The sequence below is a fragment of the Streptomyces sp. NPDC005752 genome, assembly GCF_040630715.1.
Taxonomy (GTDB): domain Bacteria; phylum Actinomycetota; class Actinomycetes; order Streptomycetales; family Streptomycetaceae; genus Streptomyces.
On sequence record NZ_JBEXYB010000012.1, the window covers coordinates 121,948 to 145,607 of the forward strand.

At 71.1% G+C, this 23,660-nt stretch carries 25 protein-coding genes; 19 read left to right on the top strand and 6 right to left on the bottom strand.

The genetic code is table 11. The annotated features are described in order from the left end of the window. Positions 1-73 precede the first annotated feature (73 nt). Positions 74-964 (bottom strand): LysR family transcriptional regulator, encoded by an 891-nt coding sequence (locus ABZ441_RS12855; RefSeq protein WP_358971866.1) that lies wholly within the window; start codon positions 962-964, stop codon positions 74-76. Between the two features lie 153 nt (positions 965-1,117). On the opposite strand from ABZ441_RS12855, the gene ABZ441_RS12860 reads away from it, so the two are divergent. The 4 genes from ABZ441_RS12860 to ABZ441_RS12875 all read left to right on the top strand — a co-directional run bounded on the left by ABZ441_RS12860 (position 1,118) and on the right by ABZ441_RS12875 (position 4,985). Then, complete coding sequence (locus ABZ441_RS12860) at positions 1,118-2,035, top strand: CoA-transferase (RefSeq protein WP_358972041.1); 918 nt, start codon at positions 1,118-1,120, stop codon at positions 2,033-2,035. 26 nt (positions 2,036-2,061) lie between these two features. Next, the gene (locus ABZ441_RS12865) at positions 2,062-2,841 is read left to right on the top strand and encodes a CoA-transferase (protein ID WP_358971869.1); all 780 of its coding nucleotides are present in this window, start codon (positions 2,062-2,064) and stop codon (positions 2,839-2,841) included. 129 nt (positions 2,842-2,970) lie between these two features. Further along, positions 2,971-4,518: a 3-hydroxyacyl-CoA dehydrogenase gene (locus tag ABZ441_RS12870; protein ID WP_358971872.1), complete on the top strand. Its 1,548-nt coding sequence runs from the start codon at positions 2,971-2,973 to the stop codon at positions 4,516-4,518. 71 nt (positions 4,519-4,589) lie between these two features. After that, positions 4,590-4,985, top strand: coding sequence for a VOC family protein (locus ABZ441_RS12875; protein ID WP_358971875.1), 396 nt, complete (start codon positions 4,590-4,592; stop codon positions 4,983-4,985). Here the strand turns inward: ABZ441_RS12875 and ABZ441_RS12880 are convergent. Next, positions 4,922-5,683: an AraC family transcriptional regulator gene (locus tag ABZ441_RS12880; protein ID WP_358971878.1), complete on the bottom strand. Its 762-nt coding sequence runs from the start codon at positions 5,681-5,683 to the stop codon at positions 4,922-4,924. The two genes, ABZ441_RS12875 and ABZ441_RS12880, sit on opposite strands and share 64 nt — an antisense overlap. A gap of 21 nt (positions 5,684-5,704) precedes the next feature. After that, complete coding sequence (locus tag ABZ441_RS12885; RefSeq protein WP_358971880.1) at positions 5,705-6,841, bottom strand: YihY/virulence factor BrkB family protein; 1,137 nt, start codon at positions 6,839-6,841, stop codon at positions 5,705-5,707. A 17-nt stretch (positions 6,842-6,858) separates the two neighbouring features. Between ABZ441_RS12885 and ABZ441_RS12890 the strand changes: the two genes are divergently transcribed. The 15 genes from ABZ441_RS12890 (at position 6,859) to ABZ441_RS12960 (ending at position 21,115) form a co-directional block, all read left to right on the top strand. Then, complete coding sequence (locus tag ABZ441_RS12890) at positions 6,859-8,496, top strand: acyl-CoA dehydrogenase family protein (RefSeq protein WP_358971883.1); 1,638 nt, start codon at positions 6,859-6,861, stop codon at positions 8,494-8,496. Between the two features lie 271 nt (positions 8,497-8,767). Next, positions 8,768-10,060, top strand: a complete 1,293-nt coding sequence (locus ABZ441_RS12895; RefSeq protein ID WP_358971886.1) for a GAF domain-containing protein — start codon at positions 8,768-8,770, stop codon at positions 10,058-10,060. Positions 10,061-10,109: 49 nt separating this feature from the next. Next, on the top strand, positions 10,110-10,712 hold the full coding sequence (locus ABZ441_RS12900) for a GNAT family N-acetyltransferase (protein WP_358971888.1): 603 nt from the start codon (positions 10,110-10,112) through the stop codon (positions 10,710-10,712). A 133-nt stretch (positions 10,713-10,845) separates the two neighbouring features. Beyond that, positions 10,846-10,929 carry a putative leader peptide gene (locus ABZ441_RS12905; protein ID WP_349817346.1) on the top strand — a complete coding sequence of 28 codons (84 nt, stop codon included), beginning with the start codon at positions 10,846-10,848 and terminating at the stop codon, positions 10,927-10,929. Between the two features lie 113 nt (positions 10,930-11,042). Then, a complete protein-coding gene (locus ABZ441_RS12910; protein WP_358971891.1) occupies positions 11,043-12,740 on the top strand; it encodes a nitrite/sulfite reductase in 1,698 nt (565 codons plus the stop codon). Further along, complete coding sequence (locus ABZ441_RS12915) at positions 12,737-12,916, top strand: hypothetical protein (protein WP_031095411.1); 180 nt, start codon at positions 12,737-12,739, stop codon at positions 12,914-12,916. The genes ABZ441_RS12910 and ABZ441_RS12915 overlap by 4 nt, the downstream gene beginning before the upstream one ends. Then, positions 12,913-13,629 (top strand): phosphoadenylyl-sulfate reductase, encoded by a 717-nt coding sequence (locus tag ABZ441_RS12920; protein WP_358971895.1) that lies wholly within the window; start codon positions 12,913-12,915, stop codon positions 13,627-13,629. The genes ABZ441_RS12915 and ABZ441_RS12920 overlap by 4 nt, the downstream gene beginning before the upstream one ends. Then, positions 13,629-14,198, top strand: a complete 570-nt coding sequence (gene cysC / locus ABZ441_RS12925) for an adenylyl-sulfate kinase (protein WP_358971898.1) — start codon at positions 13,629-13,631, stop codon at positions 14,196-14,198. The genes ABZ441_RS12920 and cysC overlap by 1 nt, the downstream gene beginning before the upstream one ends. After that, positions 14,195-15,130 (top strand): sulfate adenylyltransferase subunit CysD, encoded by a 936-nt coding sequence (gene cysD, locus ABZ441_RS12930; protein WP_358971900.1) that lies wholly within the window; start codon positions 14,195-14,197, stop codon positions 15,128-15,130. Before cysC ends, cysD begins: the two co-directional genes overlap by 4 nt. Positions 15,131-15,132: 2 nt before the next feature. Then, positions 15,133-16,473, top strand: a complete 1,341-nt coding sequence (locus ABZ441_RS12935) for a GTP-binding protein (protein WP_358971902.1) — start codon at positions 15,133-15,135, stop codon at positions 16,471-16,473. Positions 16,474-16,746: 273 nt separating this feature from the next. Continuing rightward, complete coding sequence (locus tag ABZ441_RS12940; RefSeq protein ID WP_358971905.1) at positions 16,747-17,862, top strand: aliphatic sulfonate ABC transporter substrate-binding protein; 1,116 nt, start codon at positions 16,747-16,749, stop codon at positions 17,860-17,862. 49 nt (positions 17,863-17,911) lie between these two features. After that, the gene (locus ABZ441_RS12945; protein WP_358971908.1) at positions 17,912-18,703 is read left to right on the top strand and encodes an ABC transporter ATP-binding protein; all 792 of its coding nucleotides are present in this window, start codon (positions 17,912-17,914) and stop codon (positions 18,701-18,703) included. Further along, the gene (locus tag ABZ441_RS12950; protein WP_358971910.1) at positions 18,690-19,568 is read left to right on the top strand and encodes an ABC transporter permease; all 879 of its coding nucleotides are present in this window, start codon (positions 18,690-18,692) and stop codon (positions 19,566-19,568) included. Before ABZ441_RS12945 ends, ABZ441_RS12950 begins: the two co-directional genes overlap by 14 nt. 6 nt (positions 19,569-19,574) lie before the next feature. Then, positions 19,575-20,339 carry a sirohydrochlorin chelatase gene (locus tag ABZ441_RS12955; RefSeq protein WP_358971913.1) on the top strand — a complete coding sequence of 255 codons (765 nt, stop codon included), beginning with the start codon at positions 19,575-19,577 and terminating at the stop codon, positions 20,337-20,339. A gap of 233 nt (positions 20,340-20,572) precedes the next feature. Further along, a complete protein-coding gene (locus ABZ441_RS12960) occupies positions 20,573-21,115 on the top strand; it encodes a DapH/DapD/GlmU-related protein (RefSeq protein WP_358971916.1) in 543 nt (180 codons plus the stop codon). Positions 21,116-21,225: 110 nt separating this feature from the next. On the opposite strand, the gene ABZ441_RS12965 is transcribed toward ABZ441_RS12960, so the two are convergent. The 3 genes from ABZ441_RS12965 to ABZ441_RS12975 form a co-directional block, all read right to left on the bottom strand. Beyond that, a complete protein-coding gene (locus tag ABZ441_RS12965; RefSeq protein ID WP_358971918.1) occupies positions 21,226-22,143 on the bottom strand; it encodes a S1 family peptidase in 918 nt (305 codons plus the stop codon). Between the two features lie 556 nt (positions 22,144-22,699). Beyond that, the gene (locus ABZ441_RS12970; protein WP_358971921.1) at positions 22,700-23,083 is read right to left on the bottom strand and encodes a nuclear transport factor 2 family protein; all 384 of its coding nucleotides are present in this window, start codon (positions 23,081-23,083) and stop codon (positions 22,700-22,702) included. Beyond that, a complete protein-coding gene (locus ABZ441_RS12975; protein WP_358971924.1) occupies positions 23,076-23,624 on the bottom strand; it encodes a DUF1697 domain-containing protein in 549 nt (182 codons plus the stop codon). The genes ABZ441_RS12970 and ABZ441_RS12975 overlap by 8 nt, the downstream gene beginning before the upstream one ends. Between the last annotated feature and the right edge of the window lie 36 nt (positions 23,625-23,660).

Here is a 23,660-nt window from a genome sequence, read left to right on the forward strand (position 1 = left end):
TTCGCACGGACCACTGAGTCGGTCCAATATCGAGTTACCTCACGTTCAAGACGCCACGCGTCTCAATCGACCGCTAGGGCGTCGGCAGGGCCTCCTCGGCGACGGCGAGGACCGCGCGGAGCGCCGCGGAGGGGTTGTCGGTGCGCCAGGCCAGCGCGGCCCGGCGCAGGATGGGCGGGCCGGCGAGGGACCGGTAGACCAGCCCGTTCTGCTGGATGTGGCGGACGGAGGAGACCGTGAGCGTGACGCCGACGCCCGCGGCGACAAGGGCCAGGATCGTGTAGGAGTCGGGGGCCTCCTGCACCACCCGCGGGTTGAAGCCGGTGGCCTCACATGCCTGGACCATGGCGTCGCGCACCGTGGAGCCGGCGTTCGCGGGGAAGGAGACGAAGGGTTCCTCGGCCAGGATCCCGATCGGGATGCTCTCCAGGCGGGCGAGCGGGTGGTCGGAGGGCAGGGCGCACAGCAGCTCCTCCTCGTCGATCACCCGGTAGGCCACCCCGGGCTGGGTGACCGGCAGCCGGACGAAGCCCAGGTCGAGGGAACCGTCGGCGACCCGGGACAGCGCGACGTTGGCGTACGTCTGGCCCTTCATGACCAGCTCGATCCCGGGGTGGGCGGCCCGCACGGCCCGGGTCAGCCGGGGCAGCGTCTCGTGGCTGGAGGCTCCGGCGAAGCCGATGGTGACCCGGCCGTATTCCCCGCGCCCCGCGGCCTTCGCGGCCCGTACCGCCGTGTCGAGGTCGTCGAGCACGGTCCGCACGGGTTCGAGGAAGGACTCCCCCGCGCTGGTGAGCCGCACCGAGCGGGTGTTGCGCTCGAAGAGCTGGACGCCGAGCTCCTTCTCCAGCTGGCGGATCTGCTGGCTGAGCGGCGGCTGGGCCATCTGCAGCCGCTTCGCGGCACGGCCGAAGTGCAGTTCCTCGGCGACAGCGGTGAACGCCGTCAGATGACGCAGTTCCATCGGAGTTCCATTCATTAACCAGGGGTCTTGATCCGACCTTAATTTGGTATTGGACAGCAATCAATGGCCGCTGACACGGTGAGGGCGACCAGCACACACTCGCCGAGGAGCACCGTGGAGCGGACGGATACGGCCGACGGGCCCAGCAAAGTCATGTCGATGAAGGAGGCCATGGCCGCCTTCGTGCACGACGGCGCCACCGTCTGCATCGAAGGCTTCACCCACCTCGTCCCCACCGCCGCCGGGCACGAGATCATCCGGCAGGGGCGCAAGGACCTCACCGTCGTACGGATGACGGCGGACATCGTGGTGGACCAGATGATCGCCGCGGGCTGTGTCTCGCGGCTGGTCTCCTCCTTCGTGGGCAACTCCTCAGCCGGTTCGCTCGGCGAGCTGCGCCGTCGGATCGAGCGCGCCGACCCGGCCCCGCTGGTCTTCGAGGAGTACAGCCACTACGGAATGGTCTGCCGCTACCTCGCGGGGTCCCAGCGGCTGCCGTTCTACCCGCTGCGCAGCTACGGCGGCAGTGACCTGCCCGGCGTCAACAGCGATCTGCGCAAGGTGGCGTCGCCCTACCCGGGGCCCGACGGGGAGCAGGAGCAGATCTACGTCGTACCGCCCGTGAACCCTGACGTGACGATCATCCACGCCCAGCGTGCCGACCGCCGGGGCAACACCCAGATCTGGGGGCTGACCGGCATCCAGGCCGAGGCGGTGTACGCGGCCGGCAAGGCGGTCGTCGTCGTCGAGGAGATCGTCGATGACGAGGTGGTCCGCTCGGACCCCAACCGCACGCTCGTCCCGTCCCATGCCGTGGACGCCGTCGTCGTCTGCCCGCGCGGGGCGCACCCGTCCTTCGCGCAGGGCTACTACGACCGCGACAACGACTTCTACCGGGCCTGGTCGCACATCAGCAAGGACCCGGAGCGGCTGCGGGACTGGCTGGCGGAGTGGGTGTACGGAACGGCAGACCACTCCGAGTACGTCGACAAGCTGGGTGAGGACTTCTGGGCGGGGCTCGCCGTCGGCGAGGCGCTCAGCGAACCGGTGAACTACGGACGGCGGCTGTGAGCGCGCCGCAGGGGAAGGAACGGACCATGACCACCACCGCACCGGAGGCCGCCGCCACCTCGTCCGAGCTGCTCTCCGTCGTCGCCTCCCGCGAACTGGCCGCCCGCCGCACGGTGTTCGCCGGCATCGGACTGCCCACACTGGCCACCGAGCTCGCCCGTCTGACGGTCGCGCCGCAGATCGAGGTCGTGTACGAGTCCGGGGTGTGCGGGGCCCACCCCTCGCATCTGCCGGAGACCATCGCGGACGCGGTACTCATCTCGGGCGCGGAGGCGGTGCTGTCGATGCCTGCGCTGTTCGGCTGCGTGCTCCAGGGCGGCCACATCGACGTGGGCTTCCTCGGAGCCGCGCAGATCGACCGGTGGGGCAACCTGAACACCTCCGTCATCGGCGACTGGGAGAACCCCACGGTGCGGCTCCCCGGTTCCGGCGGCGCGATCGAGGTGATGGCCAACTCCCGCGAGGTGTTCGTCGTGATGCGCCGTCACAACCCCCGCTCCTTCACCGAGGCCCTGGACTTCTGCACCACGCCTGGCCCGGACCGCGCGCTCGCCGAGGGCATCCGGCCGCTGGGCGCGGGAGTCACCCGGGTCATCACCGAACTGGGCATCCTGGCACGCACCGGCGTCGGGGAGGAGCTGCGGCTCGTCGCCGTACAGCCGGGCATGACGGTGCGTCAGGTACGGGAGGCCACCGGCTGGGACCTCCGGGTCGCCGACACCGTCGAGACCGTGCCGCCACCGTCCGAGGCGGAGCTGCGGCTGCTGCGCGAGGACGTCGACCCCGACCGCGTCTACCTGCGCTGACACGGCCGCGCCCGCCTCTCCCGTACGACCTCGTCCGACTTCGCCGGCGCGGCCCCGTCTACCTTCGCCGGCACGACCGCGTCTACCTTCACTGGCACAGACCGCATCTGCCGAGAGGACATCACCGTCATGCGCATCAGGATCGTCGGCGCCGGAGCCATGGGTCGCGGCATCGCCCAGTGGGCCGCGGTGGCCGGGCACACCGTCGAGCTCTGCGACGTCCGGACCGAGGCGGTGACAGCGGCCGTGGACTTCGTGCGGTCGATGCTGGATCGCGCGGTCCACAAGGGCCGGATGTCCGCCACGGACTCCGCCGCCGCCCTGGAGCGGATCGTCCCGCTGGAGGTCCCCTGGGCGCCGGGACCGGACGTCGAGCTGGTCATCGAGGCCGTGCGGGAGGACCTGGACACCAAGGCCGAGGTCTTCGGGAAGCTGGAGCGGGCCCTGCCGGACTCGGCCGTCTTCGCGACCAACACCTCGTCCCTCCCGGTGACCAGGATCGCCGCCTCGCTCCGGGACCCGGGGCGGCTCGCCGGGCTGCACTTCTTCAACCCCGTACCGTTGATGAAGATCGTCGAGCTCGTGCCGGGCGCCGCCACCCGTCCCGGGATCCCGCAGACTCTCACCGCGCTGGTCGAGAGTTGCGGCCACCGCGCGGTCACCGTCGCCGACACTCCCGGATTCCTCGTCAACCACGCCGGCCGGGGGCTGGTGACGGAGGCCCTGGCGCTGCTCGAGGAGTCGGTCTCGGACCCGGCCGGGATCGACCGGATCGCGCGGGACGTCCTGGGGCTGCGGATGGGCCCGTTCGAGCTGATGGACCTCACGGGGCTCGACGTCACGGCGGCGGTGATCGACTCGATCTGGCAGGGCTTCCGCCACGAGGACCGGCTTCGCCCCTCCTTCCTCACCCCGAACCGGGTGACCGCGGGCCTGCACGGCCGCAAGACCGGACAGGGCTGGTTCGCGTACGGCCCGGACGCGCCCGCCCCGGCCCCGGAAGCGCCGGTGACGGGTGACGCGGACCGGCCGGTGTTCGTGGCCGGCGGCGCGTCGGCGGAACACGCGGACGGCGCGGCAGGGCTGCGGGCCGCGCTGACCGCGGCCGGAGCGTCGGTCGAGAACGGCGCCGGCCCCTCGGACACCGCCCTGGTCCTCGTCCCGGTGTGGGGCACGACGGTGGCGGCCTCCGTCGCCGCGCTGGGGCTGCCCCCGTCGCGCACCTTCGGCGTCGACCCGCTTCCCCCGGCCGGCCGCCGCCGGGTGCTCGCGGTGACGCCGTCGGCCGACCCGGCCGCCGCGCGGGACGCCCGCGCGGTGCTGGCCCGCGCGGCGGACGGCGGGGAGCCGTGGGCCGTGTCGGTGACGCGGGACACCGCGGGTTCGGTGGCCCAGCGGCTGCTCGCCTCGGTGGTGTCGGTCGCCACGTCGATCGCCGAGCGCGCGCTGGCCACCCCGGCGGACATCGACCTCGCCGTGACGACGGGTCTCGGCTACCCGGTGGGGCCGCTGGCCTGGGGCGACCGGATCGGAGCCGCGCGGATGCTGGAGCTGCAGCGGTCCCTGCACGCCACGACGGGCGACCCGCGCAACCGGCCGACCCGCTGGCTCACCGAACGCGCCCAGCTGGGGCTGGCGCTGACGGACCCGGGAACCTCGCCGGCCGACTGCGCGTAGCGGAGACCGGTCCGGGGGCCGTGACCGTTTCGTACAAGACCCGGTCGCGGCCCCCGGCATACGGTCGTTCCATGACTCCACGACTCGACGCCATCTCCGTCACCACCGCCGACCTGGCCGCATCACTCGCCTTCTACCGCAGGCTCGGCCTCGACATCCCCGCCGGAGCCGAATCGTCGCCTCATGTCGAGGCGGCTCTTCCGGGCGGGCTGCGCCTGCTGTGGGACACCGAGGACGTGGTCCGCTCCTTCGACCCCTCATGGGCCGGTTCGAAGGGCGGCGAGCGCCTCGGGCTCGCCTTCCTCTGCGACAGCCCGGCGGAGGTCGATTCCGTGTACGCCGATCTGACCGGCGCGGGGTACGAGGGACACCTCGAGCCCTGGGACGCGGTCTGGGGCCAGCGCTACGCCGTCGTCCTGGACCCCGACGGCTGCGCGGTCTCGCTGTTCGCCGCCGGCCCGGCGTGACCCGTCGCGGCCAGGTGGCCGCCGAGCGTCGTACCGGCCAGGTCCCGCATCTCACGGGCCAGGTGCGCCTGGTCCGTACAGCCCGCGGTGTGCGCGGCTTCGGCGTAGGGCGTGCCCGCGCGTACGAGGGCCAGGGCGCGCTGCAGTCTCAGGATCCTGGCCAGTGTCTTCGGTCCGTAGCCGAACGCGGCCAGCGAACGGCGGTGCAGCTGTCGGGGTCCGAGACCGACGGTGTGGGCGGTGGAGGCGACGGAACGGCCCCGCGCCAGTTGCGCGGCGACGGCCGCCGTGAGCGGGTCCGGGGCTTCGGCGCCGACCGCCCTGCGCAGGGCGATGTCCTCCAGCGCGGCGGCCGGGTCGTCGGCCGTGCCCATCCGCCCGGTGAGCCCTCGGACCGTGGACCCGGGCCAGAGGGCGTCGAGCGGGACCCGGCGGTCACGGAGTTCGTCCGCCGGTACGCCCAGGAGGGAGGGCGCCGTACCGGGGGCGAAGCGGATGCCGGCGCAGCTGCCCGAGAGCGCCTCGGTGGGGGCGAACGCGTGGCTGTCGGGGCCCGCGACCATCAGCCGGCCGCCGATCCACAGCAGGTCCATGCAGCCGTCGGGCAGTACCGGACGGGTGGGTTCCCGGGGCCCGCTCCAGGTCCATAGAACCGCGTTGCCGAAGCGCGACACCCGCTCCTCGTACCGTGCGCCCATGACACCAGGCTAAGGGCTGCCTCAGGGGGCGTCCTTGTCCCGGTTGCCGTGCAACCGGGACTTCACGTCGTCCGGGGGCAGGAAGCGCGACCAGCGCTCGGGGAACTCGGAGGGCATGGACACGTCGTCGTCCTCCTCGTCGTCGTCGGCGTACGCGTCCCAGTTCGCCGCCTCGGTGCGTGCCACGAGTTCCGCGGCCTGGGCGGCCTTCAGCCGGTCGCTGGCGGCACGGGCCGCGGCGGTGGCGAGTGAGGGCCAGACCCGGTCGATCGCCGCGTTCACCGCGGCGCCGACGAGCACGGCGAAGGCGGAGATCCCTATCCAGAGCAGGACGGCGATGGGTGCGGCCAACGAGCCGTAGATGGTGGGACCTTCGACCGTGCTCGTGAGGTAGATCCGCAGCAGGAAGCTCCCCAGCACCCACATCCCGAGCGCCACGAGGGCCCCGGGAACGTCCTCTATCCACGGTGAGCGGACGGGGACGGACACGTGGTAGAGCGTCGTCAGGAACGCGATGGACAGCAGTATCACCAGCGGCCAGTACATGACCGCCAGCACCTCGGTGCCCCACGGGACGAACTCCACCACCCGGTCGGGACCGACCACCAGCAGCGGCAGCACCACCGCGCCCAGCAGCAGCGCGACGACGTACAGCAGGAAGGCGAGCAGCCGGGTCTTGACGATGCCGCGGTGGCCGTCCAGCCCGTACATCACGGTGATGGTGTCGATGAAGACGTTCACGGCCCGTGAGCCCGACCAGAGGGCGATCGCGAAACCGAGGGAGATGACGTCGGGGCGCGCACCGGTGGTGACGTCGGCTATGAGGGGTTTGGCGATGTCGTTGACACCCCGCTCGGACAGCACCGTCTGGACCGCCCCGAGGATGTTCCGCTCGATGGAGGCGACGGTGGTGGTGGCCGTCCAGTCGTCGACGTATCCGAGCAGCCCGATCAGACCGAGCAGCAGCGGCGGCAGGGACAGCAGGGTGAAGAACGCCGCCTCGGCCGCGAGGCCGAGGATGCGGTACTCGATGCACGAATTGACCGTGTCCTTGAGCAACTGCCACGCCATCTGCCGCTTCGAGACGTTGCGGTAGAGGACTCGCGCCCGGTGGAGCCGGCCCGATGGCCGTTCGGGTGTTTCATTTGCTGCCTGCACCTCCTTACCGTATCGGCATGGCAGCAAGCACCCACACAGTGACCAACCAGGTTCCGCCGCTGGTCGGCTATGACGTCTTCGCCGGCGACCGGGCGCTGACGGAGGCCGTGGAACGGCACCTGGCGCCCGCGATCATCGACGAGGCACGGGAGGAACTCGGCACGCTGGGCCGGTCCGCCGGCTCCCTCCAGGCCCAGGAGTGGGGTGCGCAGGCCAACGAGAACCCGCCGAAGCTGCGCACGCACGACCGCTACGGGCACCGCGTCGACGAGGTGGACTTCCACCCGGCCTGGCACCGGCTGCTGGGGCACGCGGTCACGGCCGGGCTGACGGACGCCTGGGGCCGGCAGGGCGGCCATGTCCGGCGCGCGGCCGGTTTCCTGGTCTGGACGCAGGCGGAAGCGGGCCACGGCTGCCCGCTGTCGATGACGCACGCGGCGGTCCCGGCGCTGCGGACCGATCCCGCACTGGCCGCGGAGTGGGAGCCGCTGCTGACCTCCCACGTGTACGAGGAGGGGCTGCGGCCCGCCTCGCAGAAGGCCGGTGTGCTCTTCGGGATGGGCATGACGGAGAAGCAGGGCGGCACCGATGTACGGTCCAACACCACCCGGGCCGAACCGCTGGCCGGCGACGGGGAGTACCTGCTCACCGGCCACAAGTGGTTCTGTTCGGCGCCCATGTCGGACGGCTTCCTGGTGCTGGCCCAGGCCCCGGGCGGGCTGAGCTGCTTCCTGGTGCCGCGGGTCCTGCCGGACGGCGCGCGCAACGTGTTCGCGATCCAGCGTCTCAAGGACAAACTGGGCAACAGGTCCAACGCCTCCAGCGAGGTCGAGTTCGACGGGACGTGGGCCCGCCGGGTCGGCGAGGAGGGGCGCGGGGTGCGCACCATCATCGAGATGGTGGCGGCGACCCGGCTGGACTGTGTGGTCGGTTCGGCGGCGCTGATGCGGCAGGCGGTTGCCCAGGCGATCCATCACAGCGCCTACCGCAGCGCGTTCGGCGGACTGCTGATCGAGAAGCCGCTGATGCGCAACGTACTGGCCGACCTGGCCCTGGAGTCGGAGGCGGCGACGACGCTCGCCCTGCGGCTGGCCGCCGCCTACGACGCGGACACGGAGGAGGAGCGGGCCTTCCTCCGCATCGCGGTGCCGACCGCCAAGTACTGGGTGACGAAGCGGTGCTCCGCGGTGGTGGGCGAGGCCCTGGAGTGCCTCGGCGGCAACGGCTACGTCGAGGAGTCCGGGATGCCCCGGCTGCTGCGCGAGGCGCCGCTCAACTCGATCTGGGAGGGCTCGGGCAACGTACAGGCACTCGATGTGCTGCGTGCGCTGCAGCGTGAGCCGCAGGCGCTCAACGCCTTCCTCCAGGAGGTCGGGAAGGCGCGCGGCGCGGACCACCGGCTCGACGCCGCGATCAAGGACCTGCTGACGGAGCTGGCGGATCTGGACTCCGTGGAGGCACGTGCCAGGCGGCTGGTGGAGCGGATGGCGCTGGTGCTGCAGGGTTCGCTGCTGCTGCGCTGGGCGCCGCCCGAGGTCGCGGACGCGTTCTGCGCCTCGCGGCTGGGCGGGGACTGGGGTTCGGCCTTCGGCACGCTGCCGCACAGTCTGGATCTGGCCGCGGTCGTGGAGCGTGCCCGGGCGCAGGAAGGCTGACGCTCCGGCGGCGGGGCGGCGAACGACGGAGGGTGGTGCTGCGCCGACACGGCACCACCCTCCACGCTCGTGCACCACCGCACGGCGGGTCGAGGACTCCCCGCACGGTGTTCCTCCACTGTTGTGCGGTCCGCACCCCCTCACCAGAGTTGCAAAGGGTTGCAACCGTTGCGTGGAGTACGAGCCAACGGACACGCTGCACGGCAAAATGTGTCCTCCGGGCCTCGTTCCCCTCTTCCGGACCGGGCCCACGCTTGCTGGGGGGACCGTCATGGAGTCACGCACCGCCGCGTCGGCGCGGCCGGGGAACGAGCCGCGTCCCGCGGTGACCGAACGCCAGATCCACCGCGCGCGGGAGGCCCGGCTGGCGGGCGAGCACAGCGCACTGGCCCCGCGCGCGGAGATCGACGCCTCATGGGACCGTGCCGTGCGCAGCGGGATCGATCCCGAGCAGTCGACGGAGAGCAGGCTGCTGGAGACGGACGAGATCGAGCACCGGCGCCGGAGCACGGCGCTCGGTGAGGTCATGCCCCTGCTGCGGGAGGGGCTGGCATCGATCGCGGACGCGGCACAGCAGATCATGGTCGTCACCGACACCGAGGGCCGCGTGCTGTGGCGCCAGGGTCATGCTGCCGTCATGCGCCGGGCCAGGGGCATCTGCCTGGAGGAGGGTGCCGCCTGGACGGAGTCCACGACGGGTACGAACGCCATCGGCACCGCGCTCGCCGCGCGCACCCCCGTCCAGGTGCACTCCGCCGAGCACTTCGTCCGCGCCCTGCACGGCTGGACCTGTGCGGCGGCGCCGGTGCGCGACCCGCGGGACGGCCGGCTGATGGGCATCGTCGACATCAGCGGGCCCGCCTCCACCTTTCACCCCGCGACACTGGCGCTGGTCGGTTCGGTGGCGTCGCTGGCGGAGGGAGAGCTGCGCGGCCGGCACCTGGTGGCGATCGAGCGGCTGCGTTCGGTGTCCGCCCCGATCCTGTGCCGGCTCGGCGGCCGTGCGCTGGTGGTGGACGCCCACGGCTGGCTGGCCGCCGTCAGCGGGATGCCTCCCGTGGACCGGCTTCCGCTGCCGAAGTCGCTGGAGCCGGGCACGGTGTGGCTGGCCTCGCTGGGGATGTGCCGGGTGGAAACGCTGCCCGGAGGCTGGCTGGTACAGGTCGCGGAGGGCGCGCACGACCGCGCGCCGCGCCGGGTGGTGCTCGACCTGAGCCGGGAGAGGGGGCTCGCCGTCCATGTGGCGGGACCTGTGGGCAGCTGGACGCGCCGGCTCTCGCCCCGCCACGCGGAGCTGCTCTACGCGCTGGCCCTGCACCGGGAGGGTCGCACCGCGGCGGAGCTCGCCGAGGACGTCTTCGGTGACGCGACCAGGACGGTGACGGTGCGGGCCGAGGTGTCGCGGATGCGCCGCAGCCTCGCGGAGGTGCTGGCCCATCGGCCGTACCGCTTCCGCGAGGCGGTCGAGGTGGAGGTGGTCCACCCGGAGGTGCCGGCCGATCTGCTGCCCCGCTCGACGGCTCCGGTGGTGCTCAGAGCACGGATGCCGGCCGGGACGGTCTGAGCGGCCCCGCGTTTGGGCGAGGTGCGCGGGCCGTGGTTCCCTGACCGCCATGAGCGACTCCACGCACTCCACCCACTCCGCGCCCGCCGTCTCCGACGTGACCGTCTGGTCTCTGGAACAGACGTCGCCCGCCGATCTGAGCCCCGCCGCCGCACCCGCGGACGGAGTGACGGTCACGCGTTCGGAGAGGCCGCTGCCGGAGTTCAGCCGGTTTCTCTACACGGCGGTGGGCGGGGACGTCCGGTGGACCGACCGGCTCGGCCTCACCTACGCGCAGTGGCGCGAGATCCTGGAGCGCCCGGGGGCCGAGACCTGGGTGGCGTACGAGAACGGGACCCCGGCGGGGTTCATCGAGCTCGACGCCCAGGACGACGGGGCGGTGGAGATCGCGTACTTCGGCCTGATCCCGGCCTTCCGGGGCCGCCGGATCGGCGGCCATCTGCTGTCGTACGGCGTGGCGCGCGCCTGGGACCTCGCGGAGCGGCACCCGTGGCGGATCCCGACCGAGCGGGTATGGGTGCACACCTGCTCCGACGACGGCCCGCACGCGATGGACAACTACCTGCGGCGCGGCTTCCGTCTGTTCGACACGAAGATCGAGCAGGAGCCCGATGTCGCGAACCCGGGTCCGTGGCCCGGCGCGCGCGTCTGACCGCACACCCGTCATGTCGCCTTGTCGACAGCACAACGTGACGGATCCCATAGTGTCCCACATTTCGGGACCATCTCGTCCACATGATGGATAGTGGTGGACTGGCCCGAGATGCGCGTGACACGCTTCCCCCATGTCCGGAACTGGAATTGCCTTGGTGAGTCGGCGGCACGTCGACCTCGGCCGCATGTCCAGCGCCATCTGTCCGGTCCGCTGAGAGTTTCCAGCACCGCGATTTCCTGAAGCCCGCTCCACCCCTGCGCACCGCCGCGCCTCACGCGAGTGTGCAGTTCAGAGCCGCCCTCCTGCAGTCCCGAAGGACGTATAGCCATGGCCGCCATCCCCGAGAAGCCTGCTACCGCCACGCCCCGCCGCAAGGCCGGACGTCACCGTGGTGAAGGTCAGTGGGCCATGGGTCACTTCACCCCGCTCAACGGGAACGAGCAGTTCAAGAAGGATGACGACAGTCTCAACGTGCGGACGCGCATTGAGACGATCTACTCGAAGCGCGGATTCGACTCGATCGACCCCAACGACCTGCGCGGACGCATGCGCTGGTGGGGCCTGTACACCCAGCGCCGACCGGGTATCGACGGCGGCAAGACCGCCGTGCTGGAGCCGGAGGAGCTGGACGACCGCTACTTCATGCTCCGCGTGCGCATCGACGGCGGGCGGCTGACCACCGCGCAACTGCGCGTCATCGGCGAGATCTCCGAGGAGTACGCGCGCGGCACGGCCGACATCACCGACCGGCAGAACGTCCAGCTGCACTGGATCCGCATCGAGGACGTCCCGGCGATCTGGGAGAAGCTCGAGGCCGTCGGGCTCTCGACCACCGAGGCATGCGGCGACTGCCCCCGTGTGATCATCGGTTCACCGGTGGCCGGCATCGCCGCCGACGAGATCATCGACGGTACGCCCGCAGTCGACGAGATCCATGAGCGTTACATCGGCAGCAAGGAGTTCTCCAACCTGCCCCGCAAGTTCAAGACCGCGATCTCGGGTTCGCCGGTCCAGGACGTGGTGCACGAGATCAACGACATCGCGTTCGTCGGCGTCGACCACCCCGAGCACGGCCCGGGCTTCGACCTGTGGGTCGGTGGCGGGCTCTCCACCAACCCGCGGTTCGCGGAGCGCCTGGGCGCCTGGGTGCCGCTGGACGAGGTCTCCGACGTCTGGGCCGGTGTCGTCGGGATCTTCCGCGACTACGGCTACCGCCGGCTGCGTACGCGCGCCCGCCTGAAGTTCCTCATGGCCGACTGGGGACCGGAGAAGTTCCGCCGGATCCTCGAGGACGAGTACCTCAAGCGCCCGATGCTGGACGGTCCGCCGCCCGCGCAGCCCTCCTCCCGCTGGCGCGACCACATCGGTGTGCACGCCCAGCAGGACGGCCGCTTCTACGTGGGCTTCGCCCCGCGCGTCGGCCGGGTGGACGGTTCCACCCTCGCCAAGATCGCCGATCTCGCCGAGGCACACGGCTCGGGGCGGGTACGCACCACCGTCGAGCAGAAGATGCTGATCCTGGACGTCGAGCAGGACCAGGTCGAGTCCCTGTCCGCGGGGCTGGAGGCCCTGGACTTCCAGGTGAAGGCCTCCCCCTTCCGGCGCGGCACGATGGCCTGCACCGGCATCGAGTTCTGCAAGCTGGCCATCGTCGAGACGAAGGCGCGCGGCGCCGCCCTCATCGACGAACTCGAGCACCGGATGCCGGACTTCGACGAGCCGCTCTCCATCAACATCAACGGCTGCCCCAACGCCTGCGCCCGCATCCAGACCGCGGACATCGGCCTCAAGGGCCAGCTCATGCTCGACGGCGAGGGCAACCAGGTCGAGGGCTACCAGGTGCACCTCGGCGGCGCACTCGGCCTGGAGGCCGGCTTCGGCCGCAAGGTCCGCGGTCTGAAGGTCACCTCGGCCGAACTCCCGGACTACGTCGAGCGCGTGCTCGGCAACTTCCAGGAGCAGCGCGAGGACGGCGAGCGTTTCGCGACGTGGGCGGCGCGCGCCGACGCGGAGTCGCTGTCATGAGCGAGCGAGCCGCGCCGTTCTACTGCCCGTACTGCGGCGACGAGGACCTGCGCCCGCACGAGGCCGGTCACGGCGCCTGGGAATGCGCTTCCTGCAACCGTGCGTTCCAGCTGAAGTTCCTGGGCCTGCTGGCCCAGGGGCTCCAGCGCGACGACGTGGAAGGGGACGGGACATGACGGACACTCTGCAAGCGGCCGGGCTCACCGACGAGGCCCTGAAGGATCTGGCGGTGCGGGCCGGGCGCGAGCTGGAGGACGCCTCCGCGAGCGACATCCTGCGGTGGGCGGCCGACACCTTCGGCAAGCGCTTCTGCGTCACCTCCTCCATGGAGGACGCGGTCGTCGCGCACCTGGCCTCCCAGGTGTTCCCCGGTGTGGACGTCGTCTTCCTCGACACCGGCTACCACTTCGAGGAGACCGTCGGCACCCGGGACGCGGTGGACGCCGTGATGGACGTCAACCTCATCACGCTGACGCCGCGGCAGTCGGTGGCCGAGCAGGACGCCGAGTACGGGCCGAAGCTGCACGACCGCGACCCCGACCTGTGCTGTGCCCTGCGCAAGGTGAAGCCCCTGGAAGAGGGACTGACGGCGTACGCGGCCTGGGCGACCGGACTGCGCCGCGACGAGTCCCCCACCCGGGCGAACACCCCGGTCGTGGGCTGGGACGAGAAGCGCCGCAAGGTGAAGGTCTCGCCCATCGCCCGCTGGACCCAGGACGACGTGGACGCCTACGTCGCCGAACACGGCGTACTGACCAACCCGCTGCTCACGGACGGCTACGCCTCCGTCGGCTGCGCGCCCTGCACCCGGCGGGTGCTGGAGGGCGAGGACGCACGGGCCGGCCGCTGGGCCGGGCGCGGCAAGACCGAATGCGGGCTGCACGGCTGATGACGACTGATCAGGAGATATCGATGAGCGTGACGGAGACGGGAGCCACCGTCTGGCTCACCGGTCTGCCGAGCGCCGGCAAGACCACCATCGCCTACGAACTGGCGGGACGGCTGCGCGGAGACGGGCACCGGGTCGAGGTGCTGGACGGTGACGAGATCCGGGAGTTCCTCTCCGCGGGTCTCGGCTTCTCCCGCGAGGACCGGCACACCAACGTGGGACGGATCGGCTTCGTCGCCGAACTGCTGGCCGCCAACGGCGTGAAGGTCCTCGTCCCGGTCATCGCGCCGTACGCCGACAGCCGCGACGCGGTGCGCAGGCGTCATCAGCAGGAGGGCACCGCGTATCTGGAGGTGCACGTCGCGACCCCGGTCGAGGTGTGCTCGGAGCGCGACGTGAAGGGGCTGTACGCCAAGCAGGCCGCGGGCGAGATCAGCGGCCTCACCGGGGTCGACGACCCCTACGAGGCACCCGAGTCGCCGGATCTGCGGATCGAGTCGCACCAGCAGACCGTGCAGGAGTCCGCAGCGGCGCTTCGTGCGCTGCTCACCGAGAGGGGCCTGGCGTGAGCACCGTCGCCACCGTGCCGGAAGGCACCGTCAATCCGTACGCGCTGAGCCATCTGGACTCCCTGGAGTCCGAGGCAGTGCACATCTTCCGTGAGGTGGCGGGTGAGTTCGAGCGGCCGGTGATCCTCTTCTCCGGCGGCAAGGACTCGATCCTGATGCTGCACCTGGCGCTGAAGGCGTTCGCGCCGGCGCCCGTCCCCTTCACGCTCCTGCACGTGGACACCGGGCACAACTTCCCCGAGGTCCTCGAATACCGCGACCGCACCGTCGAGAAGCACGGACTACGGCTGCACGTGGCCTCCGTCCAGGAGTACATCGACGCGGGCAAGCTCCGCGAGCGCCCCGACGGCACCCGCAACCCGCTGCAGACGGTTCCGCTCACCGAGGCCATCCAGCAGCACCGCTTCGACGCCGTGTTCGGCGGCGGACGGCGCGACGAGGAGAAAGCCCGCGCCAAGGAGCGCGTCTTCTCGCTCCGCGACGAGTTCTCCCAGTGGGACCCGCGCCGCCAGCGGCCCGAGCTCTGGCAGCTCTACAACGGCCGCCACGCACCCGGCGAGCACGTCCGGGTCTTCCCGATCTCCAACTGGACCGAGCTCGACGTCTGGCAGTACATCGAGCGCGAGGGCATCGAGCTCCCGGAGATCTACTTCGCCCACGAGCGTGAGGTCTTCAGCCGTTCCGGCATGTGGCTCACGGCCGGCGAATGGGGCGGTCCCAAGGACCACGAGAGGACCGAGACCCGCCAGGTGCGCTACCGCACCGTCGGCGACATGTCCTGCACCGGTGCCGTCGACTCCGACGCCACCACCCTGGACGCCGTGATCACCGAGATCGCCGCCTCCCGGCTCACCGAGCGGGGCGCGACCCGCGCCGACGACAAGATGTCCGAGGCCGCGATGGAAGACCGCAAGCGCGAGGGGTACTTCTAGACATGAGCATCACAACGACCGAGCAGCTCTCGGCCACCACCCTGCTGCGGTTCGCCACCGCGGGGTCCGTGGACGACGGCAAGTCGACCCTCGTGGGACGCCTCCTGCACGACTCCAAGTCGGTCCTCACCGACCAGCTGGAGGCCGTCGCGCTGGCCTCGACCAACCGCGGTCAGGAGGCGCCCGACCTGGCGCTGCTGACCGACGGCCTGCGCGCGGAGCGCGAGCAGGGCATCACCATCGACGTCGCGTACCGCTACTTCGCCACGCCCCGGCGCCGGTTCATCCTCGCCGACACCCCCGGCCACGTGCAGTACACCCGCAACATGGTGACCGGCGCCTCCACGGCCGAGCTCGCCGTGGTCCTCGTCGACGCCCGCAACGGCGTGGTCGAGCAGACCCGGCGGCACGCGGCCGTGGCCGCCCTCCTGCGGGTCCCCCACGTCGTCCTCGCCGTCAACAAGATGGACCTGGTGGACTACGCGGAGCCGGTGTTCGCCGCGATAGCGAAGGAGTTCACCGCGTACGCCGCCTCGCTCGGCGTCCCGGAGATCACCGCCATCCCGATCTCCGCGCTGGCCGGCGACAACGTCGTGGAACCGTCCGCCCACATGGACTGGTACGGCGGCCCGACGGTCCTGGAGCACCTCGAGACGGTCCCGGTCAGCCACGACCTGACGGAGTGCCACGCGCGCTTCCCCGTGCAGTACGTGATCCGCCCGCAGAGCGCGGAACACCCCGACTACCGGGGGTACGCGGGTCAGATCGCCGCCGGGGTCTTCCGGGTCGGTGAGAGCGTCTCCGTGCTGCCGTCCGGACGCACCACGACGATCGAGGGGATCGACGCGCTCGGCGAGAGTGTCGACCTCGCCTGGGCACCCCAGTCGGTGACGATCCGGCTCGCCGACGACATCGACGTCTCGCGCGGCGACCTGATCGCCCCCGCGGACGACGCCCCCACCGTCACCCAGGACGTCGAGGCGACCGTCTGCCACGTGGCCGACCAGCCGCTCACCGTGGGCCAGCGGGTGCTGCTCAAGCACACCACCCGCACGGTCAAGGCGATCGTCAAGGACATCCCGTCGCGCCTCACGCTGGACGACCTCTCCCAGCACCCGGCCCCCGGCAAGCTGGTGGCCAACGACATCGGCCGGGTCGTGGTCCGTACCGCCGAGCCGCTCGCGCTCGACGCCTACGCGGACTCGCGGCGCACCGGATCGTTCCTGCTGATCGACCCCGCCGACGGCACGACGCTGACGGCCGGCATGGCGGGCGCCTCGTTCGCGGCCGAGGCGGACGCCGACGCGGACACCTCCGCCGAGGACGCGGAGTGGGACTTCTGATGATCACCGACTTCTTCTCCACCTTCGCGAAGGAGGGCGGCCGGGTCGGCAGCGGCGCCCTCGGGTGGGGGTGCCCCCTGGTCGAGCGAAGTCGAGAGCTCGGGGGAGGCAAGGGCGGGGTCGGGCGATGTGCGTGATGACGTACGCGCACTGCCTGCGCGCCCGCTCGTGCCACCCGCACCGCCAGTTCAGACGAAGACCTGCCGATCGCCCGGCCGCGCCACCTGATCCCAGGGGGACGTGAGCACCGGGCCGACGAGAGGAACGCCTCCCGTGCGTGCCACCCGTAACACTCTCCGCCGCGGCCTCGCCGCTGCCGCCGCTCTGCCGCTGCTCGCCGTGGCGGCCACCGCCTGCGGCTACGGTTCCGAGTCGAAGGACGACGACGCCGCGAAGGCGGACGTCTCCGCCGGCGGGAAGAAGCTCTCCGCGGACTCCGTGAAGATCGGCTACTTCCCGAACCTCACGCACGCCACCGCCCTGGTCGGTATCCAGGAAGGCCTCATCGCCAAGGAGCTGGGCGGCACCACGGTCAAGCCCTCGACGTTCAACGCCGGGCCCTCCGAGATCGAGGCGCTCAACGCGGGTTCGATCGACATCGGCTTCATCGGCCCCTCCCCCTCGATCAACGGCTACGCCAAGTCCCAGGGCCAGAGCCTGCGGATCCTCGGCGGCTCGGCCTCCGGCGGGGTGAAGCTCGTCGTCGACCCGAAGAAGATCAAGACTCTTGACGACCTCAAGGGCAAGAAGATCGCCACCCCGCAGCTCGGCAACACCCAGGACGTGGCGTTCCTGAACTGGATCTCCGAGAAGGGCTGGAAGGTCGACGCCCAGAGCGGCAAGGGCGACGTCTCCGTGGTCCGCTCGGACAACAAGGTGACCCCGGACGCCTTCAAGTCCGGTTCGCTGGACGGTGCCTGGGTCCCGGAGCCGACCGCCTCCAAGCTGGTCGCCGAGGGCGGCAAGGTCCTGCTCGACGAGTCGACGCTGTGGCCGGACGACAAATTCGTCATCACGAACATCATCGTGTCGCAGAAGTTCCTCTCCGAGCACCCCGACGTCGTGGACGCGGTTCTGCGGGGCACGGTGAAGACCAACAAGTGGATCAACGCCAACCCGGATGAGGCGAAGGCCTCGGCCAACTCGGCGCTGGAGAAGCTCAGCGGCAAGGCGTTGCCCCCAGCGGTCCTCGACCCGGCGTGGGAGTCCATCCAGATCACCGACGACCCGCTGGCCGCCACGCTCCAGGCGCAGGCCGACCACGCGGTCGAGGCGGGCCTGCTGGAGAAGCCCGACCTCAAGGGCATCTACGACCTGAAGCCACTGAACAAGATCCTCAGGGCCGAGGGACAGCCCGAGGTCGCCGACGCCGGTCTCGGCGCCAAGTAGCCCACCCGACCGCACCAGGAACCCTGAAGATTCCCAGGAGGTGACGACCATGGCGACCACCACCCTCACCAAGGCCGAGGACCGTGCAACGGTCGAGCACGCCGCTCGTCTCGCGAACGTCTCGAAGTCCTTCGCCGGACCCACGGGGCAGCAGCTCGTCCTGGACGACATCACGCTCGATGTCGCTCCGGGCGAGTTCGTCACCCTCCTGGGAGCCTCCGGGTGCGGCAAGTCGACCCTGCTCAACCTGGTGGCCGGACTCGACCGCCCGACCGCGGGGTCCATCGAGACCCCCGGCGGACGTCCGGCCCTGATGTTCCAGGAGCACGCCCTCTTCCCGTGGCTGACCGCGGGCAAGAACATCGAACTGGCCCTGCGGCTGCGCGGGGTGCCCAGGCCGGAGCGCAGGCCCGAGGCGGAACGGCTGCTCGAGCTCGTGCGCCTCGGCGGGGCCTACGGGAAGCGGGTGCACGAGCTCTCGGGCGGTATGCGCCAGCGGGTGGCGATGGCCCGGGCACTCGCGCAGGACAGCCAACTGCTGCTGATGGACGAGCCGTTCGCCGCGCTCGACGCCATCACCCGCGACGTGCTGCACGACGAACTGACCCGGATCTGGCGCGAGACGAACGCCTCCGTCCTCTTCGTCACCCACAACGTGCGCGAGGCGGTGCGGCTCGCGCAGCGCGTCGTCCTGCTGTCGTCGCGTCCCGGCCGGATCGCCCGGGAGTGGACCGTGGACATCGAGCAGCCTCGCCGCATCGAGGACACCGCCGTGGCGGAACTGTCCGTCGAGATCACCGAACAACTGCGTGGGGAGATCCGCCGACATGGCCAGCACTGATACGAAGGCCGACGACCTGGCGGGTCTCGAGGCGGGCCTGGACGCGCTCGACGCCGTACAGGTACGCAGGACACCGGCCCGCGAGGTCCTGCTCAGCAAGGTCCTGCCACCGGTCGTCGCGGTCGTCCTGGTGGTCCTGGTCTGGCAGTTGCTGGTCTGGGCCAAGGTCACCGACGACTACAAGCTGCCGCCACCGGCCGCGGTCTGGAACAGCCTGACCGACATGTGGCTGCAGGGCACGCTGCTGGAGGTCATCTGGACCAGTGTGTCGCGAGGTCTGCTCGGCTTCGTCATGGCCGTCGCGATCGGTACGCCCCTGGGTCTGCTGGTGGCACGGGTGAAGGTGGTCCGTGCGGCGATCGGCCCGATCCTGTCCGGGCTGCAGTCCCTGCCGTCGGTGGCATGGGTGGCACCGGCCGTGATCTGGCTCGGGCTCAACGACTCGATGATGTACGCGGTGATCCTGCTGGGCGCCGTCCCGTCCGTCGCCAACGGGCTGGTCTCCGGTGTCGACCAGGTGCCGCCACTGTTCCTCCGGGCGGGCCGCACCATCGGTGCCACCGGACTGCGCGGGACGATCCACATCGTGCTGCCGGCCGCGCTGCCCGGCTATCTGGCGGGGCTCAAGCAGGGCTGGGCGTTCTCCTGGCGCTCGCTCATGGCCGCGGAGATCATCGCGTCCTCGCCCGACCTGGGCCTGGGACTCGGCCAGTTGCTGGAGAACGGCCGCAACAACTTCGACATGCCGGGGATCTTCCTGGCGATCCTGCTCATCCTGTTCGTCGGCATCGCGATCGACCTGCTGATCTTCAGTCCGCTGGAGCGGCGGGTGCTGCGTGGCCGCGGTCTCCTCGTGAAGAGCTGAGTCCCCATGTCGGCTCCGGTCCTCCTCGTCATCGCCCACGGCAGCCGCGATCCGCGGCACGCGGCGACCGTCCACGCGCTCACCGCGCGGGTACGGTCGCTGCGGCCGGGCCTGCGCGTGGAGACGGGATTCCTGGACTTCAACGCCCCGTCGGTGCCCAGGGTGCTGGAACGCCTGGCCGCGGAGGGAGCCGATGAGGTCGTCGCGCTTCCCCTGCTGCTGACGCGGGCCTTCCACGCCAAGTCGGACATCCCCTCGGTGCTCCGCGAGGCCCGTACGCGACTGCCGCGGCTGCGGATCAGCCAGGCCGGCGTGCTCGGCCCGTCCCCGCTGCTGAACGCCGCGCTGGAACAGAGGCTGTACGAGGCCGGACTGAGCCCCGGCGACAGGAGTTCGACGGGGCTGGTACTGGCCTCGGCCGGCTCGACGGACCCGGAGGCGAGCGCGGTGATCGCTGAAATCGCGCGGGAGCTGCGGCACACCGGTTGGTGCGCCGTGCGGCCCGCGTTCGCCTCCGCTGTCGGTGCGGGGGGTTTCTCCCGCACCGCGGACGTGGTGCGGGACCTGCGGGCGGACGGCGCACAGCGGGTCGCGGTGGCCCCGTACGTCATCGCCCCGGGGCGGCTCCCCGACCGCATCGCCACGGGCGCCGAGGAGGCCGGGGCCGATGTGCTGGCCGACGTCCTGGGCCCGTCCCCGGCGCTCGCCCGGCTGCTGCTGACCCGGTACGACGAGGCGCGCGTCCCGGCGACCGGGGCGATGAGCGCCTGAGGCGTCGCGCCGCATCACGCCGAGCGGGCGCGGCCGGCATCGGGTCGCCCGATGGGCTCCCCCGCGGTGATCGTGCTCGTCGTCGCAGGAATCGGCCGTGTCCTTCCCCCGACGGATCCCCGTCCAGGACTCCGTGGAATCATCGCCGACCGGTGACCCGACCGGCTGCCGGTCCGCCTCCACCCGCGCCCGGCGGGTCACGTCCTCACCGGTACGACAGGAAGGATCGTGACATGTCCAGCGACCACCTCATGCGCATCCGCAGCCCCGAGTTCCAGGCCATGGCCGAGAGGGTGCTGCGGGCCACCGAACTCACCTCGCGCCTGAACGTCCTGCCCTTCGAGGACGAGGCGGGCAAGGCGGAACTGTTCGAACAGATCCTCGGCAGGCCGCTGCCGACGAGCGCCACGGTCCATCCGCCCTTCTACACGGACCACGGCCTTCATCTGGACCTGGCGGAGCGGGTGTTCATCAACCAGAACTGCACGTTCCTGGACTACGCCGGCATCAGGCTCGGCGAGCGTGTGATGGTCGGCCCGAAGGCCACGTTCATCACCGTCGGCCATCCGGTCGATCCCGAGGAGCGACGTGGGTGGCTCAGCGGCGGGCCCATCGACGTGGCGGAGAACGTGTGGATCGGGGCCGGCGCCACGATCCTGCCCGGCGTCAGCATCGGCCGTGACGCCGTGGTCGCCGCGGGGGCGGTCGTGGCCGAAGACGTCCCGGCAGCAAGCCTGGTGACCGGAGGCAAGGCGACCGTGCACCGGCGATGGTGACCGTTCTCCGGCGGTGACCGGCCCGGGGCGGGTGACCGGGCCGGTCCGGACGTACGGCTGCGGGCCGCGCTCGGGGAGAGCGCGGCCCGCAGGACGTACGGGAGGTGGTCCTAGAAGACGCTGACGCCGTAGGCGCTCAGGGCCTCGGTGACCGGCTGGAAGAACGTGGTGCCACCCGAGCTGCAGTTACCGCTGCCGCCCGAGGTGAGGCCCAGCGCGGTGGAGCCGGAGAAGAGCGAGCCGCCGCTGTCGCCGGGCTCGGCGCAGACGTTGGTCTGGATCATGCCGTAGACGACGTCGCCGCCGCCGTAGTTCACCGTCGCGTTGAGGCCGGTGACGGTGCCGCTGTGGACGCCGGTGGTGGAGCCGCTGCGCTTGACGGACTGGCCGACGCTGGGGGTCGCGGCGGAGGTGATGTCCTGGTAGCTGCCGTTGTACAGGTAGACCCGGCCGTCCGCGTTGGCGGAGTTGGAGTGCCGGATCAGGCCGTAGTCATTGGTCGGGAAGCTGCTGCCGGCCCGCGAGCCGAGGACCGCGGTCTGGCCGGAGTTGGTGTACCAGGTGCTGCCTATCTCGGTGCAGTGCCCGGCGGTCAGCGCGTAGTAGGTGCTGCCGCTGCGGACGTTGAAGCCGAGGGAGCAGCGTCCGCCGCCGGCGTAGATGGCCTGTCCGCCCGCGATGAGCTTGTTGAACTTGCCCTCGGTACGGTTGATGTCGGCCTTGGCGCCCGAGTCGGTGACCGACTTCTTGATCGTGGCGATCTCGGCGGCGGAGACCGTGCTGTCGACGGTGACGACGACCTTGCCGGTCTTCGCTTCCGTGTACCAGGCGGTACCCGCGATGTCGGCACCGCGCACGGCCGTACTCGCGTCGGCCAGCTCGGCCTTCGTCACGGTGGTGTCCGGTGCCGCCTGAGCGACCGCGGTCGGTGCCGCAAGCGCCACGGCGGTGACCAGACCTGAGGTCGCGGCGATGAGGCGAGCACGTCTGGAGATCGAGCCGAGGGGGGCGAAGCGCTTGAAGGTCACAGGATCCTCCGTCTTTGGGGGTGTCCGGCCCGCTGGGTGGGCGGGCCGAGGACGTACGGCTGTCCGCGACCAGGTGGGTTCTGGTCGTGGACCTGCCAACCGCACGACTCGAATCCTTGACTCCGCTTGAGTCTGTGGCAAGGTCCCCTTCCGGCCCGTGGCGAAGAACGGACCGTGAACTCCGGTATGCGTGCGGGTGCCCTCCGAACGCCGACGTCCGCTCACCGAACGGATGGTGCCTGCGAATTGCAGCAAAGTGCGAAGCGGGCGGAGGACATCGGAACCTGTCTACGCGCATCGCGTTCACACACGCCGCAGCCGCCGGGGAACGGGGCACACAAGGGCGCCGGCGGCCCGGACCGGGCCCCTCGGAGCCCCGTCCGTTCAGGCGCTTTACCAGCGTTTTGCCCGGGCTCTCCAGTTGGCTGGAATTAACCCTTCGGGCGAGAACCGGCCGGACTCCGGGCGCAGATCAGACCGGGGCGGCACTCTTGTGGTGCCGCCCCGGAGTGTGCTGCCGGAGGGGGTGTGTCGGGATGTCGGTGGAACCGGGGGCTCAGGCCTCGGCGAACGGGTCGTCGATGAAGGGGGTGGCCTGGTGGAAATAGAGCAGCCAGCCGCTCCCGGTCAGCCGCCACAGGGAACTGCGGTGTGAACGCAGCCCTTTGGACTCCGTGTCGAAGGTGAGGTGCACCAGGTCCGGCGCGAGCTGGTCGCCCCTCATCCGTGACGCGGTGAGCGGTCCTGGATGCGGCGCGTCCGGGTCCGTGAGCATGGCGATGATGGTGTCCCGCTGCCAGAGGCGGCCGCTGGTGCCGATCTCCCGGAAGTCGGGGTGCAGCAGCGTTGCCAGCACATCCGCCGAGGCCCGCACCCCGGGATCGAGGAGGCGGAGCTCGCCCTCGACGGCTGCGGCAACGGCGGGCGAGGACTCAGTCACGTGTCATCTCCACAAGCTTGACCACGGTGTTCCAGTTGCGGCTGGTGGCGATGAGGTCACGGGTGAAGGCGGGCCGCCCGAGCGCCACCGCGAGCTTCGAGCGTCCGAGCCCTTCGGGCGCGTACAGGTAGAGGGCACGGTCCCCGAGCCGGAACTCCTCGGGGCGGAAGGCCTCGGCGTCGAGCGCGGCGAAGCGTGCGGCGTCGACGGCCCTGTCGAAATAGGTGACGTGCAGTTGCTTGGCCTCGAGTTCGGCGGCCGGGAAGGGGCAGGCGCCGGCCACGTCGGCGAGATAGCCGGCCGATCGGACCAGACAGTCGACCGGAAAGCCGAACCGCTCCTCGATCGCCCGCTCCAGCCCGGCGGCCAGGGTCCCCTCGTCGCCGGACGCGCTGCGGAACACGGCGTTGCCGCTCTGCAGGTACGTGGCGATGTCCTCGTGCCCCAGTTCCCCGAGCAGCGTGCGGAGTTCCGCCATCGGGACCCGGCGGTGCCCACTCACATTGATCCCGCGCAGCAGTGCCGCGTACATCGTGCTCATGACCTCACCCTAGGGCTTTTGACGGCGTGAGGCCGC

Coding starts and splice junctions, on each gene's coding strand:
- ABZ441_RS12975 (WP_358971924.1), bottom strand. CDS start 23,624: ATGAGCACGATGTACGCGGCACTGCTGCGCGGGATCAATGTGAGTGGG.
- ABZ441_RS12960 (WP_358971916.1), top strand. CDS start 20,573: ATGTCCAGCGACCACCTCATGCGCATCCGCAGCCCCGAGTTCCAGGCC.
- ABZ441_RS12945 (WP_358971908.1), top strand. CDS start 17,912: ATGGCGACCACCACCCTCACCAAGGCCGAGGACCGTGCAACGGTCGAG.
- ABZ441_RS12920 (WP_358971895.1), top strand. CDS start 12,913: ATGACGGACACTCTGCAAGCGGCCGGGCTCACCGACGAGGCCCTGAAG.
- ABZ441_RS12880 (WP_358971878.1), bottom strand. CDS start 5,683: ATGGGCGCACGGTACGAGGAGCGGGTGTCGCGCTTCGGCAACGCGGTT.
- ABZ441_RS12875 (WP_358971875.1), top strand. CDS start 4,590: ATGACTCCACGACTCGACGCCATCTCCGTCACCACCGCCGACCTGGCC.
- ABZ441_RS12955 (WP_358971913.1), top strand. CDS start 19,575: ATGTCGGCTCCGGTCCTCCTCGTCATCGCCCACGGCAGCCGCGATCCG.
- ABZ441_RS12915 (WP_031095411.1), top strand. CDS start 12,737: ATGAGCGAGCGAGCCGCGCCGTTCTACTGCCCGTACTGCGGCGACGAG.
- ABZ441_RS12855 (WP_358971866.1), bottom strand. CDS start 964: ATGGAACTGCGTCATCTGACGGCGTTCACCGCTGTCGCCGAGGAACTG.
- ABZ441_RS12890 (WP_358971883.1), top strand. CDS start 6,859: ATGGCAGCAAGCACCCACACAGTGACCAACCAGGTTCCGCCGCTGGTC.
- ABZ441_RS12910 (WP_358971891.1), top strand. CDS start 11,043: ATGGCCGCCATCCCCGAGAAGCCTGCTACCGCCACGCCCCGCCGCAAG.
- ABZ441_RS12950 (WP_358971910.1), top strand. CDS start 18,690: ATGGCCAGCACTGATACGAAGGCCGACGACCTGGCGGGTCTCGAGGCG.
- ABZ441_RS12905 (WP_349817346.1), top strand. CDS start 10,846: ATGTCCGGAACTGGAATTGCCTTGGTGAGTCGGCGGCACGTCGACCTC.
- ABZ441_RS12900 (WP_358971888.1), top strand. CDS start 10,110: ATGAGCGACTCCACGCACTCCACCCACTCCGCGCCCGCCGTCTCCGAC.
- ABZ441_RS12895 (WP_358971886.1), top strand. CDS start 8,768: ATGGAGTCACGCACCGCCGCGTCGGCGCGGCCGGGGAACGAGCCGCGT.
- ABZ441_RS12870 (WP_358971872.1), top strand. CDS start 2,971: ATGCGCATCAGGATCGTCGGCGCCGGAGCCATGGGTCGCGGCATCGCC.
- ABZ441_RS12860 (WP_358972041.1), top strand. CDS start 1,118: ATGTCGATGAAGGAGGCCATGGCCGCCTTCGTGCACGACGGCGCCACC.
- cysC (WP_358971898.1), top strand. CDS start 13,629: ATGACGACTGATCAGGAGATATCGATGAGCGTGACGGAGACGGGAGCC.
- ABZ441_RS12865 (WP_358971869.1), top strand. CDS start 2,062: ATGACCACCACCGCACCGGAGGCCGCCGCCACCTCGTCCGAGCTGCTC.
- ABZ441_RS12935 (WP_358971902.1), top strand. CDS start 15,133: ATGAGCATCACAACGACCGAGCAGCTCTCGGCCACCACCCTGCTGCGG.